Source organism: Paraburkholderia sp. BL21I4N1 (assembly GCF_002973525.1).
Classification (GTDB): domain Bacteria; phylum Pseudomonadota; class Gammaproteobacteria; order Burkholderiales; family Burkholderiaceae; genus Paraburkholderia.
Genome location: NZ_PVEN01000015.1, coordinates 47944 through 62722, shown reverse-complemented (window position 1 = coordinate 62722; position 14779 = coordinate 47944). Strand labels below are relative to the sequence as shown.

At 61.9% G+C, this 14779-nt stretch carries 11 protein-coding genes; 2 read left to right on the top strand and 9 right to left on the bottom strand.

Features of this window, described 5'->3' with window-relative positions; all coding sequences use genetic code 11:
• Positions 1 to 17 precede the first annotated feature (17 nt).
• Both B0G83_RS28935 and B0G83_RS38305 read right to left on the bottom strand, forming a co-directional pair.
• On the bottom strand, positions 18 to 557 hold the full coding sequence (locus tag B0G83_RS28935; RefSeq protein ID WP_105510822.1) for a hypothetical protein: 540 nt from the start codon (positions 555 to 557) through the stop codon (positions 18 to 20).
• Between the two features lie 912 nt (positions 558 to 1469).
• Positions 1470 to 3194, bottom strand: coding sequence for a recombinase family protein (locus B0G83_RS38305; protein ID WP_181157127.1), 1725 nt, complete (start codon positions 3192 to 3194; stop codon positions 1470 to 1472).
• On the opposite strand from B0G83_RS38305, the gene B0G83_RS28920 reads away from it, so the two are divergent.
• Positions 3189 to 4772 carry a YifB family Mg chelatase-like AAA ATPase gene (locus tag B0G83_RS28920; RefSeq protein ID WP_374954952.1) on the top strand — a complete coding sequence of 528 codons (1584 nt, stop codon included), beginning with the start codon at positions 3189 to 3191 and terminating at the stop codon, positions 4770 to 4772. The two genes, B0G83_RS38305 and B0G83_RS28920, sit on opposite strands and share 6 nt — an antisense overlap.
• Before the next feature lie 332 nt (positions 4773 to 5104).
• On the opposite strand, the gene B0G83_RS28915 is transcribed toward B0G83_RS28920, so the two are convergent.
• Complete coding sequence (locus B0G83_RS28915; RefSeq protein ID WP_258168377.1) at positions 5105 to 5770, bottom strand: hypothetical protein; 666 nt, start codon at positions 5768 to 5770, stop codon at positions 5105 to 5107.
• A 197-nt stretch (positions 5771 to 5967) separates the two neighbouring features.
• On the opposite strand from B0G83_RS28915, the gene B0G83_RS28910 reads away from it, so the two are divergent.
• Positions 5968 to 6498 (top strand): TlpA disulfide reductase family protein, encoded by a 531-nt coding sequence (locus B0G83_RS28910; protein WP_105510819.1) that lies wholly within the window; start codon positions 5968 to 5970, stop codon positions 6496 to 6498.
• Between the two features lie 103 nt (positions 6499 to 6601).
• Here B0G83_RS28910 and B0G83_RS28905 read toward each other — a convergent pair whose 3' ends face one another.
• The 6 genes from B0G83_RS28905 to B0G83_RS28880 form a co-directional block, all read right to left on the bottom strand.
• Complete coding sequence (locus B0G83_RS28905) at positions 6602 to 7954, bottom strand: sigma-54 dependent transcriptional regulator (protein ID WP_181157135.1); 1353 nt, start codon at positions 7952 to 7954, stop codon at positions 6602 to 6604.
• Between the two features lie 17 nt (positions 7955 to 7971).
• On the bottom strand, positions 7972 to 9984 hold the full coding sequence (locus B0G83_RS28900) for an ATP-binding protein (protein WP_105510818.1): 2013 nt from the start codon (positions 9982 to 9984) through the stop codon (positions 7972 to 7974).
• Between the two features lie 73 nt (positions 9985 to 10057).
• Positions 10058 to 11338 (bottom strand): dicarboxylate/amino acid:cation symporter, encoded by a 1281-nt coding sequence (locus B0G83_RS28895; protein ID WP_105510928.1) that lies wholly within the window; start codon positions 11336 to 11338, stop codon positions 10058 to 10060.
• Positions 11339 to 11798: 460 nt separating this feature from the next.
• Positions 11799 to 12869: an ABC transporter ATP-binding protein gene (locus tag B0G83_RS28890; RefSeq protein WP_105510817.1), complete on the bottom strand. Its 1071-nt coding sequence runs from the start codon at positions 12867 to 12869 to the stop codon at positions 11799 to 11801.
• Between the two features lie 58 nt (positions 12870 to 12927).
• Positions 12928 to 13719: an ABC transporter permease gene (locus tag B0G83_RS28885; protein WP_105510816.1), complete on the bottom strand. Its 792-nt coding sequence runs from the start codon at positions 13717 to 13719 to the stop codon at positions 12928 to 12930.
• Entirely contained in the window at positions 13716 to 14654 is a 939-nt protein-coding gene (locus B0G83_RS28880; protein WP_105510815.1) for an ABC transporter permease subunit, read from the bottom strand. Before B0G83_RS28880 ends, B0G83_RS28885 begins: the two co-directional genes overlap by 4 nt.
• Positions 14655 to 14779: the final 125 nt, after the last annotated feature.

The window sequence follows — 14779 nt, the reverse complement described above, 5'->3', positions numbered from 1 at the left end:
GGCGGAACTGTCCGCTACTATCGGACGCTCAAACCGGATTTCCTCAAATTTTCCAGGAACTGCTTCGCTGCAAGATTGCCACTTTGGGCGCGAACCTCGAAAGCAGCAAGCAATCCGGGGGTCATCGTACAGTGCCAACTCATGGCCGTATCGCAAGCGAGGTCGGCCACCTTGTCGTAGAACGCTTGCGTGGATTCAGGCGTAGCGCCGTCGTTGCCCGCATGAATCATTGCGGCCCTCAGCACGTCGCGTAAAGCGCGCAACCCTTTGTCCTTCTGGGTGCCGGGATACTCATCGAGCGCGGCAAATGCAATCTCTATTGCGTTCATAGTGACGGTGTCTGGGTCACGCATCGTTTTCTTGCGTTGTGCGCTATCTTCCATAACCGCGGAAATGTTTCGTCTTGCCGGTCGGGACTCCATAGCCTTACGAGTGGATGCCTCCGTCGCAGTTGCGCTGTGGCATGTCATCTGGTCAGCTCCGCCTGCCGCCAGGCGGCGTGGTTTCCGTCCAGCACCCTTCATCTCGGTGCCGGCTACCAACTTCAATTTGGTCATCGTTAGCTCCTAAAAAGCGTTCCGAGGCGTCTCTGGAACATGGAGCCATTGAATCAAAAAGTTTGTTTGACAGAAACTGCTCTACCCCCCAGCGCCTGGTCGCAAGGGGGTAGAGACTAGGCCCCCCTGAGCCATTTGCGGGCCGTCGCAAACGCTACGTTGAGAGCTTCGCACTCGGCTCGCGCACAGGCGTCTTTTGACGCATACCGCCCCGACTGCCATCGGGTTAGCAACTCAGACCTCCGGTCACGATAGCCATTTTTTTGGTCATAGCGCTTATCAGAGCCTTTTGTCCCATGCGTTACTGCGGCCCGGTCGCTATGGAGGCGAGCTGAAAACTGCGCGCTATTGCGGGCGAGGACACATAGGGTGACGAGGTCCATCGCATCTAACGGTTTGCTCGCCAGCTCCTGGTTCAACGTGGATAAGGTTTCCGTCAACGGAACGGATTTAGAACCTACAACAGCGAGTGCTTCCCATATCCGAGATGCGCGTTCAGCGGCCACTGCCATAGCATCCGAAGTCAATCCGTCGGCAAGTGGCTTGAGCAACGCGAGTGTTTCAGCGACGTCATAAGTCAGATGGACATATGACTCAGTCGAGACTTCATGCCCATTTCTCACAAGAAACTTGGCTAGGGATTTGCTATCCATCGTCACGTCTTACCGTCCTTCGTCTAAAGGCATTTATCGAACTTGGGGCAAGCCCGCCTGAGCGGGCGCGTCAGGCCGCAGGCGAGACCTCACGGGGAGCTTGTGTGCAAGGCCGGAAACCGACGCGCAGCGCCGGCTGTCCACACGGCAAGTGTGGGCAGCGGGCTTGTGCATGAGCGGGCGTGGGCGAACCGACAAACTATGAACCACCAAAGGGCAGCCGGGTCGTGAACAGGAACCGCCGCGAAGCAAACCTGTATCAATTGTCCAAGGCAAGGCGCAGTGCGTCTATGTCTCGCTCGGCAGCCTGCAACTCATCAGCGCTCGGTTCGGAAGGCGCCTCCAAACTAACAAAGTCCAGTGGAAGCCAGACCGGTTCGTCTCGCCCATTGATGAAAAATTCAACGTAGCCAGCTGCTTGGTGGACAACGATTTTCTGAAAAATTCGTGCAAGCTCCTCACGCAACCGTAGGCCGCCGTCAATTCCATCGCGACCAGCTGCGAGTTCGTCAATGTCGCGCGAGATTTCACTGAGTGCTGCGAGGAATTTCTCATCGCCATTAAGATGAGCATGGTCGGCGAGTTGAGCGCGTACACGAGCGAGTTCATTCTCGTTCGCGTCGAGAGCTTCGCCCGTTCTCTCCAGCCTTTCTATCAACGTTTTTTTGGCGGAGATTGCGTTGACGGTCGCAGCGAGGTCAGCCAATCCGTCGATGTTCGCTTTAGCCTTGGCAATCTCCACCACCAGAACATCCGCCCGCACTCTCAGTGTGTCAAACGATGTGTCGGTTCTCCAATGGTTCGGCAGCCAGACAGACGCCACATGATTGACGCATCCTTGAAGCTGTGCCGAACTGACGCTGGCGCACTTAGTCAATCCGCGAACGCGAGCGGCGCAGTAATAGCGTGCATACCCTGGTTGCTTTGCGGAAGCCTTATTCTTGCGAACTAGCGAGTTTCCGCATTCGCCACACCTGACCAACCCGTAAAGCCAGTTCCGCGCATGCGCGTCGCGTCGGCCCGGGCGCAAGCCACGCCGCAACGCTGTCGCCTGCGCCCTCAGAAAAGTTGTCTCGTCAATGATGCTTGGGTAGTAGTCGCGGATAGGCTCCCCGACTGCAATTCGGTTCGCGCTATTTTCTCGGTCGATGCGCCGCGGTTGATATTCGCCTAATACCGCCCGATTTTTCAGGATGCGATTTACAAGGGAGAGGTGCCAACTTCCGCTGGCTCCCCGTCGATGTTCAAAATCTTGGTCCGACTCCCCGGCTTTCCTGATAGGTGCTTTCCCCGGTACTGGCCAGCGTTCTCGATTTGCTCGGCTGCAAATTGCTACCGCGCCTGCGCCGTCAATCCGCATCGCAAAAACCCGTCGAACGCTCTCCACCAATTCGGGCACCGGGTCAAATCCGGTTTTGTCGCCGTTGGCGCGCAACCAGCGCGGCGCTTCGCTAGTCACAATCCGCGTCGCAGTGCCGTCGGCTGCGCGCTTTTTTTTCTGTTCCCAAACTTCCGAAAGACGGCGAGATTTGCTAACACTCTCATTGTTAGCACGAGACATATAGATGATTGCAGTAACGAGGTCAGCGACGTCTGCAATGGAATCTTTGTTCCACACCTTTTTGTCGATTAACGTGACGACGACAATTCCTGCATCCACCAAGTCCAAGAACAACCGTAGAGCAACGTTGACGTCCGCACGAGTCAACCTGTCGAACTGCTCAATGATGAGAAAGCTTCCAGGCAAAACCTTTCCGGCCTCGACTGCGCGGATGAATTCGGCCAGCTTGCCGGTCTCAATATTTTTCTTTCGAAACGCCGAAACACCGAGGTCCCGATAAGCGGACGCGCGAGCCAATGTCAGGCCGTGTTCCTCACAGTACTTTTCGGTCATCTCGACCTGTCGGCGCAGGCTGTCGCCGAGTGCCTGCTGCGCGGTGCTAAATCTTACGTAACTGTAAGCTAACGGCTTATTGACATCCACGTTCGATACCTCTTTGCCAAGTATAAGGGTCGGTGCAATTATATATCCGCGCCTTCGATCGTCGGCCTGCCTGATCTGGAAGTGCGCGAAAGCCGCGAGCGCGTGCGCGCGGCGCTGCAGAACTGCCACTTCGATTTCCCCGTGCGACGTATCACCGTCAATCTGGCGCCCGCCGATTTGCCGAAGGAATCCGGCCGTTTCGATCTGCCGATCGCGCTGGGCATTCTGGCGGCGAGCGGCCAGATTCCCGCCGAGTCGTTGCTGCATCGTGAGTTTGCCGGCGAGTTGTCGCTGACCGGCGCGCTGCGGCCCATGCGCGGCGCGTTTGCGATGGCGTGCGGGACCGCGCGCGGTGCGAGCGCTTTGAATGGCGGCGCGGCGGCGGCGGCATCGGCGGCGGGGATTGCCGGCGCGACCTTGTCGGACGGTTCCGCCCCGAACGGGGCCCATGCCACGCCGCAGCTCTATCTGCCGGCCGCGAGCGCAGCGGAAGCGGCACTCGTCCCCGGCGTCGATGTCTACGGCGCCGCCGACTTGCCCTCGCTCTGCGCTCACCTCGCGGGCGAACCGGACGCACGGCTCGCACCGGTTGCGGCTCCCCACCTCACCGATATCGCGCCGGCCGCCACGCCTGCGGACATGGCCGACGTGATCGGCCAACGCGCCGCGCGTCGTGCACTCGAAGTCGCCGCGGCAGGCGGACATCATGTGTTGCTGATCGGGCCGCCCGGCGCGGGCAAGTCCATGCTCGCCGCGCGCCTGCCAAGCCTGCTGCCGCCCATGACCGACGACGAAGCGCTCAGCTCAGCCGCCCTGCTGTCCGCCAGCCGCACGGGTTTCACGCCGTCGCAGTGGCGGCAGCGGCCGTTTCGCGCGCCGCATCATTCGTCGAGCGCGGCGGCGCTGGTCGGTGGACGCAATCCGCCGCAGCCGGGCGAGATCACGCTCGCGCACCTCGGCGTGCTTTTTCTCGACGAACTACCTGAGTTCGATCGCCATGTGCTCGAGACGCTGCGCGAGCCGCTCGAAGCCGGCCGTATCACCATTTCGCGCGCCGCCTTGCAGGCGGATTTCCCGGCGGCCTGCCAGTTGATTGCCGCGATGAACCCGTGTCCGTGCGGCTGGCGCGGCGACCCCGGCGGACGCTGCCGCTGCACGCCGGAGATCGCGGCGCGCTACCTGCGCAAGCTGTCCGGGCCGCTGCTCGACAGAATCGATATCCAGATCGAGATTCCGGCGCTCACGTCGGCCGAACTGGCGGCCCGTTCGAGCGCGACCGGGGAAGCCAGCGCGGCCATCGCTCAGCGAGTGGCCACGGCTCGCGAACGTCAGTTGCAACGGCAGGGCAAAACCAACCGCGAACTCTCGGGGCGAGAAGTGGACGAAGTCTGCCGCCCGGACGCAACCGGCGAAACCCTGCTGCGTGAGGCTGGCGAGCGCTTCGGCTGGTCGGCGCGCGCTTATTACCGGGTTCTGAAGGTCGCGCGGACCATTGCGGACCTGGCCGGTGCGGCCATGCCGAGCGTCGCGCAGGTCGGCGAGGCGATTCAGTACCGCCGTGCCTTCGGATCGCTATGAGGCGAAAAATATGCTGTCAAGACTTGACTTATGCACATACGGGCGTTCCAAACAGATTTGGATACAACTGAAAGGTCCGTCGCCGGGCACGCGAGAAAAGTGTTGATTTTATTGAGTTTTTTTAATCATGCAGCACAAGCCGAATCTGACAGAGTGCCCACCAGATGGGCATCCGCGACAATTTTCGACGAGTTCTCAACAGAGTTATCCACAGGGCACGTGAGTAAAGGAAAAACTTCAACGTAAACCGGGAATTAGCGCGCGATGCTACGAATGAACTTTCACTGTGCCCGGCGATCTATCGCGCGCCGAATCGGCCAAAAATACCTGTTTTAATACAGCTGAAACGACGAAAAAAATTGGTCGACCTGTTCCTGCTGCAGCGGTTTGGACGCGATGATGGCCGCCTGGTACACGTGACGTCCGCGCGCCACCAGCCGCGCGTACACGGTGCGCGTTTCATGCTGCGAGCCGGCTTCGCCGCTCAGCTTCATCTCCAGACCCAGCACCTGGCCGCCCGCGGCTAGCGGAATCTGGACCGCCCGCGCGTCCGGCGCGGCGCCCACGTTGCGGGCCAGCCCCGTGCGCAGAAAATCCAATGCCGCACGCTGGGTCGCTTCGTGGTCGTCCGGGAGCATGATCGTGCCGACGGCGAACACGGCGTCGCCGGCCTCGGCGGTTTGCATCGCCATCTGCATTGAAGTGCCGCCGATCTGCACCGCCCGTTGATCGTTGCCTGGCTTGGCCGGCAGGTCGACGGTGTAGCCGTTATCGTTATTCATGATGGTGCGCCAGTCGAAAGTCGGCGAGCAGGCGCTCAGTGCGGCGCCCAGCGCCAGCGTGCAGGCTGCGGCCCCGACGAGCGTCCATGCGCGTGGCGCACGCCGGGCAGCGGGCGCGCCTTTCGGCTGCAGGCTGCCGCATGAACTCACGGCGAACCGGCTGAAAAAGGCAGAACGACGCGAAATTTGAGCGAAGAAGAAACCGGCACGACGCATCACATCAAAAGCAGTTCGGAACATGGGGACGGAAGATCGGACTGACAGGAACGTAAAACCCTATTATCCGCTGCCGGCCGGCGTCCTGCCCCGCCACGGGAATGGCGCTACAATAGCGACGCTAAACAGTCCCGGGCCCCCAGGCCCAAACCGGCGCACTGTCCCGCGCGTTCTGCGCGACTCTCGAGGTTCCGTTCATGAGCTCCACTCCGTCCACCGCCGCCAAGCACGTGAATCCGCTTCGCTACGTGATCATTGCGATCGTCGCCGTGGCGATCGCCGTCGCGGGTTATTTCGCGTTTGCCGGTCAGCAGCGCGTGCCGGATGCCACTTTCACGCTGCTGTCGGGCCAGAAAGTGTCGACCGCCGACCTGAAAGGCAAGGTCTATCTGGTCAATTTCTGGGCGACCAGTTGCGACACCTGCATGAAAGAAATGCCGCAGATGGTCCAGACCTATAACCGCTTCAAGGGCAAGGGTCTCGAATTCGTCGCCGTCGCGATGAACTACGACGCGCCGATGTACGTGGCCAACTACTCGCAAACCCGCCAGTTGCCGTTCAAGGTTGCCATGGACGACGGCTCGGCCGCAAAACAGTTCGGTAACGTGCAACTCACGCCGACCACGTTCCTCGTCGATAAAGACGGCAAAATTCTGAAGCGCTATGTCGGCGAACCGCAGTTCGCGGAACTCGACAAGCTGCTGGAAAAGGCGCTGAACGCGGCTTAATTTTTACGCGGAGTTTTACTGCGATCGCAGCAGTACCCCGCCCCGCAGATCGAAACAGATTCAAACACGCCGGCCTCCTACTTCGAGGTCGGCGTTTTCATTTCTACCGCTCCCCTTCCCCTTTGGCCGCCAGGCCATATCGCTTGATCTTCTCGTACAGCGTGGCCTTGCCCAGTTGCAGTCGGTCGGCCGCGACCGCGACCGCACCGCCGGTCTGCTCCAGCGCCTCCGCGATCACCGCTCGCTCGAATTGCTCGACGCGTTCCTTCAACGGTTGTGCGCCAGCGCTGTCGTCGGTGAACGACATCACAGGATCGTCGGCGACGCCGAGCACGAAGCGGTCGGCGGCATTGCGCAGTTCCCGCACGTTACCCGGCCAGTCGCGCTGCATCAGGCTGGCGCGCTGCCGGTCGGTGAGGATCGGCGCAGGACGCTGGTAGCGCACTGCCGCGTCCAGCAGGAAATGCTCGAACAGCGGCACGATGTCTTCGCGCCGCTCGCCCAACGGCGGCAGCGCGATCGTCACCACGTTCAGCCGGTACAGCAGATCGCGCCGGAACGAACCGTCCGCGACATGCTCGGCCATATCGCCCTTGGCGGCGGCAACGACCCGACAATTCACGCGGATCGGCTGATTCGAGCCGAGCCGTTCCAGCACGCCGTCCTGCAACACGCGCAGCAGCTTGACCTGTAAAGCGAGCGGCATGCTTTCGATTTCGTCGAGAAATAGCGTGCCGCCCGACGCGTGTTCGAGCTTGCCGATGCGGCGCTTCGCGGCGCCGGTGAACGCCCCCGGCTCGTAGCCGAACATTTCCGACTCGAACATCGGCTCAGGTAACGCGCCGCAGTTCACCGCGATAAACGGCCGATCACGCCGTGGCGACAACTCGTGCAGACTGCGCGCGATCAACTCCTTGCCCGCGCCGGTGTCGCCGTTGATCAGCACGGACGCATCGGTCGGCGCGACGTTGGCGATCAGCCGCCGCACCTGTTCGATGGCCGGACTGCGGCCGATGATCCGCGGCGCCACCGAATTCTGTTCCGCCAACTCACGACGCAGCGCGATGTTCTCGAGCACCAGCTTGCGGCGCTCCAATGCGCGCCGCACGGTTTCGATCAGGCGCTCCGACGCGAACGGTTTTTCGATAAAGTCGTACGCGCCGTCGCGCATGGCTTGCACGGCCATCGAGATATCGCCGTGGCCGGTGACCAGAATCACCGGCACGTCGGGCGCGCGCTCGTGCCATTGCGCGAGCAGGTCGAGGCCGCTCGCGCCGGGCAAACGGATGTCGCTCACCACCACGCCGGAGAAATCCGCGCGAATCATCTTCGCCGCCGATTCCGCCGACGCATGGCCGATCACCTCGAAGCCCGCCAGTTGCAAACTCTGCACGCTCGCGCGCCGCACCAGTTCGTCGTCTTCGATATATAGCACTTGCAGCCCGTCGTTCAGCATGGCGTTTTCCGTCTGATTCATGAACCCGTAGTCAACGGGTCCGGGGTATGGCTCGTCTGCACGCGTGCGCGGCGCAGCGTCAGGACGAAGAGTGCGCCGCCGTCGGCTGCGTTGCGCGCCACCAGCGTGCCGCCGCAATCGCGCGCGATCGACGACGAGATCGCCAATCCGAGGCCCAATCCCTGGCCCATTTCCTTGGTCGTGAAGAACGGCTCGAATAGACGCGGCAGGACGTCGTCGGGAATGCCGGGTCCGTTGTCGCTGACCAGAAACGAGAGGCTGGTTGCGGACACGTCGATCTCGATCGTGATGCGCGGCGGATTCAAACCAGCGGTGGCGTCGAGCGCGTTGCCGAGCAGATTGATCAACACCTGTTCGAGCCGCAGGTCGTCGCAATGCGCGATCAGCTCGGGATGGTCGTCGGCGAGACTGAGCGGCGAGCGCGTGCCGCTGTCGTTATCCGCGTCGGCATCGACTAACACGTACTCGATTTCCACACCTTGCAAACGCTTTTGCAGCAGCGCGACGACGTTGCGCAGCGCCCGCATGATCGGCGCACGCGCACTGCGCGGCCGCGCGCGGCCGACGAACAGCTTCAACTGATTGGTGATCTTGCCCATGCGCTCGGTGAGCGCGGCGATCGCTTCGAGATTCTCGCGCGCCGACGCCTGGTCGCCGCGCTCCAACAGCACACGCGTGTTGTCCGAGAACCCGCGCAGCGCGGCGAGTGGCTGATTCAATTCATGCGTGATACCGGCAGCCATCTGACCCAGCGCGGCGAGCTTGCTCGCCTGGATCAGCTCGTCGTGGGCGGCGCGCAATTCCTGCTCGGCGCGCGTACGTTCGGCCACTTCCTTGTGCAATTGTTCGTTCGCTTCGGACAGATCCGCCGTACGTTCGGCCACGCGCCGGTTCAATTCCGCATACGCCTTTTGCAGCATCGCGCGGCTACGCATCACCTCGCGCACGCGCGCGCGACGCATGCGCCAGTAAAACGCGAACAACACGAGCGACACGTAGCCGAAAGCCGTGACGATGGTCGCATTGCGTGCGTCGGCATCGACCGGATCGACGGGCGACATGGTGATCAGATGCCAGTCCGGCTCGCCCATGCCCCGCCGCGACGCAAGGTAGCGCGGTGCATAACGGCCGCCGCCGATGCGCACGATCTGCGCATTGCCTTCCAGCGTGCGCTCGATCGTGACGGGCAGCGGCGCGATCGGCTGCTGCGCATATTGACGCGCCTGGTAGATCGAATCGGCAACCTGGCCGGAGAGCGGCCGGATCGTGTGATATTTCCACGCGGGCATCGACGAGAGAAAGATCACGCCGTGGTCGTCCGTAACGACGAGCGGCTCGGACGCATCCGCCCCCTGGAACCATTCGAGATCGAGTTTGACGACCGCCACGCCGACGATCTTCCCGTCACGCCGCACCGGCTGCGAGATGTAGTAGCCGGGCGCCTGCGAAATCGTGCCGATGCCGAAGAAGCGGCCCACGCCGCCCTTCACCGCATCGAGAAAGTACGGCCGGAATTGATAGCCCGCGCCGATAAAACTTTGCGGCCCTTGCCAGTTGCTCGCGGCCACGCAATAACCGTCGAGCGGAATGATGTAGGTGACCGTGGCACGCGCGTGGCGGTTGAGGTCTTCCAGATAGAGATTGGCGCGCCGCACGTTGGCCGCCGTCGGATCGACCAGCACGTCCTGCACGATGGGATGTTCGGCCAGCAGATAAGGCAGCGATTCGTAGCGTTCGAGCGTGCTCTTCAGCGCGTTGGCCGTACGATCCACGCGCACCGCCGCGTTGCGCCGCAAATTGTCGATGCCGCGCTGCCACGCAATGCTGTACGTGAGCCCGCACGCCGCCACGAGCCCGACGACGAGCGCGAAGAGGATCAGCAGGCGGCGCGTCACGTTGGCAATATCCGATCGGAGGGGATCGTTTATTGTGGCATAAGGCGAAGCGCCGCCGGCGCGAGTTTCGTCGGCCGGCGGCGCGGGGGTTGGACGCACGGCCACCCGTTTCATGTGCGGGTGGCCGTGGAGGTTGCGGTTGAAGCGAAAAACGCGGTGAGCGTCGAAACCGGAGCCGCAGCCCAGCTTAAACGCCGGCCGGCTCTTTGACCGCCACCTCGCCGCGCAACGCGGCATTCAGCTTGTTGCGGTCCAGTTCCTTTTCCCATGCCGACACCACCACCGTCGCCACACCATTGCCGACGATGTTGGTCAGCGCACGGCACTCGCTCATGAAGCGGTCGATACCGAGAATCAGCACCATGCCCGACAGCGGAATGGTCGGCACCACGGCCAGCGTCGCTGCCAGCGTGATGAAGCCCGCGCCCGTCACACCGCTCGCGCCCTTCGAGGTCAGCATCGTCACCGCCAGCAGCGTGAGCTGCTGCGTCCACGTGAGGTCGATATTGGTCGCCTGGGCGATGAACAGCACGGCCATCGTCATGTAGATGTTGGTGCCGTCGAGATTGAACGAGTAACCGGTCGGCACCACGAGGCCCACCACCGAGCGCGAGCAGCCGAGCTTTTCGAGCTTCAGCATCAGTTGCGGCAGCGCGGCTTCCGACGAGCTCGTGCCCAGCACGATCAGCATCTCTTCCTTGATGTACGCGACGAAGCGCAGGATATTGAAGCCCACCGCCCGCGCGATGACGCCGAGCACGACCACCACGAACACGATCGAAGTCAGATAGAACGTGCCGATCAGTTTGAGCATGGGCAGCAGCGAGCCAATGCCGTACTTGCCGATCGTGAAGGCCATCGCGCCAAACGCACCGATCGGCGCCAGCTTCGTGATGATGCGCACCACGCCGAACAGCACATGCGAGAGCCCGTCGATGAAGTTCGTCACGACCTTGCCCTTCTCGCCGGCCGTGGCGAGCACCGCGCCGAACAGCAGCGCGATCAGCAGGATCTGCAGGATTTCACCTTGCGCGAAAGCCGACGTGAGGGTGTCCGGAATGATGTGCATCAGGAAGTCCACGGTCGTCTGGCCGTGCGCCTTCGCGGCGTACGACGCGACGGCTTTGCCGTCGAGCGTGGCGGGGTCGATGTTGAAGCCGACGCCCGGTTTGAGCACGTGCGTCGCGATCAGCCCGAGCACCAGCGCGAAGCTCGAGACGATTTCAAAGTACAGCAGCGCCTTGCCGCCCACGCGTCCGACCTTCTTCATGTCTTCCATGCCGGCGATACCCGTCACCACCGTGCAGAAGATGATCGGCCCGATCACCATCTTGATCAGCTTGATGAAACCGTCGCCGAGCGGCTTCATGTCGACGGCGAGATTCGGGTAGTAGTGTCCGAGCGCGATGCCGATGATGATCGCCACGATCACCTGCACGTACAGCACTTTATGGATAGGTTTTTTCACGATGTTTCCTGCGATATGAGTGAGCTCATGGCCCGCCACGCCGCGCATCATGCGAACGAATCATCGTCACGCCTGTGCACGGCATTAGGCCGCGACAAGACGACGAATTCAGAAATACCAGGAAGGGAAATCAGACATCGTTGTCTCCTTGCTTTAGTTGTCGGACCGTTGCGGCCGCGTGTTCTAAATTGCAAGGTCGATGCCAGCTTGAAGCCGGACTCGGCGCGTTGATTTTTATGGCTTTTTTAAGATACGGCGAGGTGCGCCTTCCGGGATTCCGGAAATCCGGACGAGCGGTGTCGGGGAATCCGGAATGCATCGCGACGCGGGCCTCGGGAAAACCCCGAGGCTTTTTTGCTGCGCGCTTTGCTTTGGTTTGACGGGCCTGACCTTGCCTGACTAGCTCGCTTCTGCTCGGCGTTGCCCGGCCCGGACAACGCGCCGCCAGACCCCGAGGCGTTTAAACCGCGCCTTCTTCCAGCACCAGCAGATTCTCGTGCGAGAAACCCAGCGACACCGGTTGCCCCCGCTCAGGCAGGCCGCGATTGGGGTCGTTGAACACGTCGAGCGAAATCACCGCGTCTTTCACGCGCGTTCTAATTCGCACCACCGCGCCGAGGAAATTCACTTCTTCGACGGTCGCGTTCAGCGTGTTGCGGCCCGGCGCGGCCGGCTCCAGCACGATGGCTTCCGGCCGCAACGCGAGCAGGCGTTGCTTGCCGGCGTCATCCGACGGCAGTGCCTGCGTGGTGGTCAACTCCTGACCGTCCACCGCCATCCGGCCGGTCGCCGGATCGACCACGTGCCCCGCCAGAATATTGAGCGTACCCACGAACGACGCCACGAAGCGCGTGCGCGGATAGTTATAGATCTCCGACGGCGTGCCGATCTGTTCGACGCGCCCTTCGTTCATCACGACGATGCGGTCGGAAATGGACAGCGCCTCTTCCTGATCGTGCGTGACGAAAATCGACGTGATACCCAACTCGCGTTGCAACGCGCGAATGTCCTGCCGCAGCGAAATGCGGATCTTCGCGTCGAGCGCCGAGAGCGGTTCGTCGAGCAGCAGAACCTGTGGCTTGCCGGCCAGCGCGCGCGCCAGCGCGACACGTTGCTGCTGACCGCCCGACAGTTGCCACGGATAGCGCTCGCCGAGATGCGGCAGCTTGATGAGTTGCAGCATCTCGTCCACGCGCTGCTTGATCTCCGCCTGCGGCCGATGATTAATCTTCAGCCCAAAGCCGATGTTGTCCGCCACCGTCATGTTCGGAAACAGCGCATACGACTGGAACACCATGCCGACCTTGCGTTGCCGCGTGCGCAGATGCGTGACGTCTTTGCCATCGAGCCGGATGATGCCGCGCGTCGGCGTTTCAAAGCCCGCGATCATGCGCAGCACCGTGGTTTTGCCGCAGCCCGACGGCCCGAGGAAAGTAATGAACTCGCCGCGCTCGATCTTCATGTCGAAGTGATGCAGCGCCGTGTTCGCCCCGAAGGACTTGTGCAGATTTTCGATCTCAAGGAATGCCATGATTCGCCGCCTCAGTGCGTCAAATTCTCATTAACGTCGACTCAACGTCGACCTGACGTCAAACTTTCTGGCCGCTCAACGCGCGGGCCGAACCGAATACCTGAATCAATCCCATCGACGCCCACGTGATCACGAACGCAATGATCGCGAGCGCCGACGGCTCATACGCGCGATTCGCGCCGATCAACTGCAGGTACGGACCGAACGCGGGCCGGTCGAGCAGGCTCGCAAACGTGAACTCGCCGATCACCACGGCAAAGGTGAGAAACGCGCCGGACAGAATGCCCGAGCGGATATTCGGAAAGATCACCTTGAACAGAATGGTCGGCCAGTTCGCGCCGAGGCATTCAGCCGCTTCGGTGAGCGAGCGCACGTCGACGGCGCGCAGGCCGGCGTCGACCGAGCGGTACATGTACGGTAAAGACAGCGTCACGTAGCCGCACACCAGCAGCAGATCCGTGGCGCGCTCGTTGCCGGTGAGCGGCAGAATCGAGCTGCTGTTGTAGATGCGCAGATAGCCGAACACGATCACGATGGCGGGCACCACCAGCGGCAACAGCGTGATGAATTCGACGAGCGGACGCAGCTTCGGCAGTCGCAATTGCACCCAGTAAGCCGTCGGCACGACGAGCAACACGCCGACCACAATCGTCAGCAGCGCCATGAGAATCGAATAGCCGAACGAGGCCTGAAAACGCGGATCGCTCAGCACGACGTGGTAAGCCTCGAAGCTGTACACGCCGCGTTTCATCCGCATGCTGAACTCGAAAGTCGCGATCAGCGGAATCAGGAAATACAGCGAGCCGACGATCATCGCCGTCCACGCACCCACGCGCGATTGGCTTTTCATCGACGCCCCCTTTCGGCGCGCGAGCGCAGCCAGATATAGCCGCCGTTCGACAAACCCGTCACAAGCACCATGCCGAGCGCGAGCGCATAGCCGAGGTTCTGGTTGTGCATCACGTCGCCGCGAATCTGCGCATACAGCAGGATCGTGACGATGTTCAGCGAGCTGCCGGTCAACGCATAAGCCGTGGCGACCGCGCCGAACGAATTGGCGAACAGCAACAGCGCCGCGCCGAGCACGCTCGGCCACAACACCGGCAGCGCGACGTAACGCCAGTATTGATACGAGGTGCCGCCCAGACAGTCGCAGGCTTCGCGCCATTCGCGCTTCAGGCCGTCGAGCGCGGGCGTGACGATCAGTACCATCAACGGAATCTGGAAATACAGATAGGTCAGCGTCAGGCCGGAAAAGCTCAGAATGCTGAAACCTGTCGAGTAAAGATTGAAGCCGAGATACTTTTTCAGCAGCACGGTGACGAGCCCGACGCGCCCCAATGTGCAGATGAACGCAAACGCGAGCGGCACGCCGGCAAAGTTCGACGCCACGCCGGAAAACGTCATCAGCGTAGGGCGAATCCAGCCGGGTAGTTTGCCCTGCACCGCGGCCCACGCGAGCAGCGAGCCGATCACGGCGCCGCCGAGCGACGAGGCGGCGCTCACCTTGAAGCTGATCCAGTACGCGTCCAGCACGGTGGGCTGCAGCAGGTCACGGAAATTGCCGAGCGTGAAATGACCTTGCGCGTCCTGAAATGCACCGACCATCAGAAAGCCGGTGGGCAGAATCAGGAACAACAGCGCGAAGGTAAAGAACGGCAATACGCCGATCCAGGCAAGAAACTGCGACGCGCGGCCCGGTCCGTCGACGCGAGGCGTTGGCGTGGGCGCAGGCGGAACCAGCAATTCCGGTTGCACCGCTCCAGCATCCGATGAAGCGCTCATAGCTCACCTTTGAGACTGTCTGGCAAAACGTCAGGCGTGCCGCTCGGATCGAGCAGCACGCCGACTGCAATACTTCGGGTTACAGTTCGCCGCCACGGCGCGGAGCTTGCCCCGCCGCGGCAACG

Bases quoted from the DNA above. Each gene is read 5' to 3' on its own strand.
- B0G83_RS28935 (WP_105510822.1), bottom strand. From the start codon at position 557: ATGACCAAATTGAAGTTGGTAGCCGGCACCGAGATGAAGGGTGCTGGA.
- B0G83_RS28915 (WP_258168377.1), bottom strand. From the start codon at position 5,770: ATGCGTCGTGCCGGTTTCTTCTTCGCTCAAATTTCGCGTCGTTCTGCC.
- B0G83_RS28910 (WP_105510819.1), top strand. From the start codon at position 5,968: ATGAGCTCCACTCCGTCCACCGCCGCCAAGCACGTGAATCCGCTTCGC.
- B0G83_RS28905 (WP_181157135.1), bottom strand. From the start codon at position 7,954: ATGCTGAACGACGGGCTGCAAGTGCTATATATCGAAGACGACGAACTG.
- B0G83_RS28900 (WP_105510818.1), bottom strand. From the start codon at position 9,984: ATGAAACGGGTGGCCGTGCGTCCAACCCCCGCGCCGCCGGCCGACGAA.
- B0G83_RS28890 (WP_105510817.1), bottom strand. From the start codon at position 12,869: ATGGCATTCCTTGAGATCGAAAATCTGCACAAGTCCTTCGGGGCGAAC.
- B0G83_RS28885 (WP_105510816.1), bottom strand. From the start codon at position 13,719: ATGAAAAGCCAATCGCGCGTGGGTGCGTGGACGGCGATGATCGTCGGC.
- B0G83_RS28880 (WP_105510815.1), bottom strand. From the start codon at position 14,654: ATGAGCGCTTCATCGGATGCTGGAGCGGTGCAACCGGAATTGCTGGTT.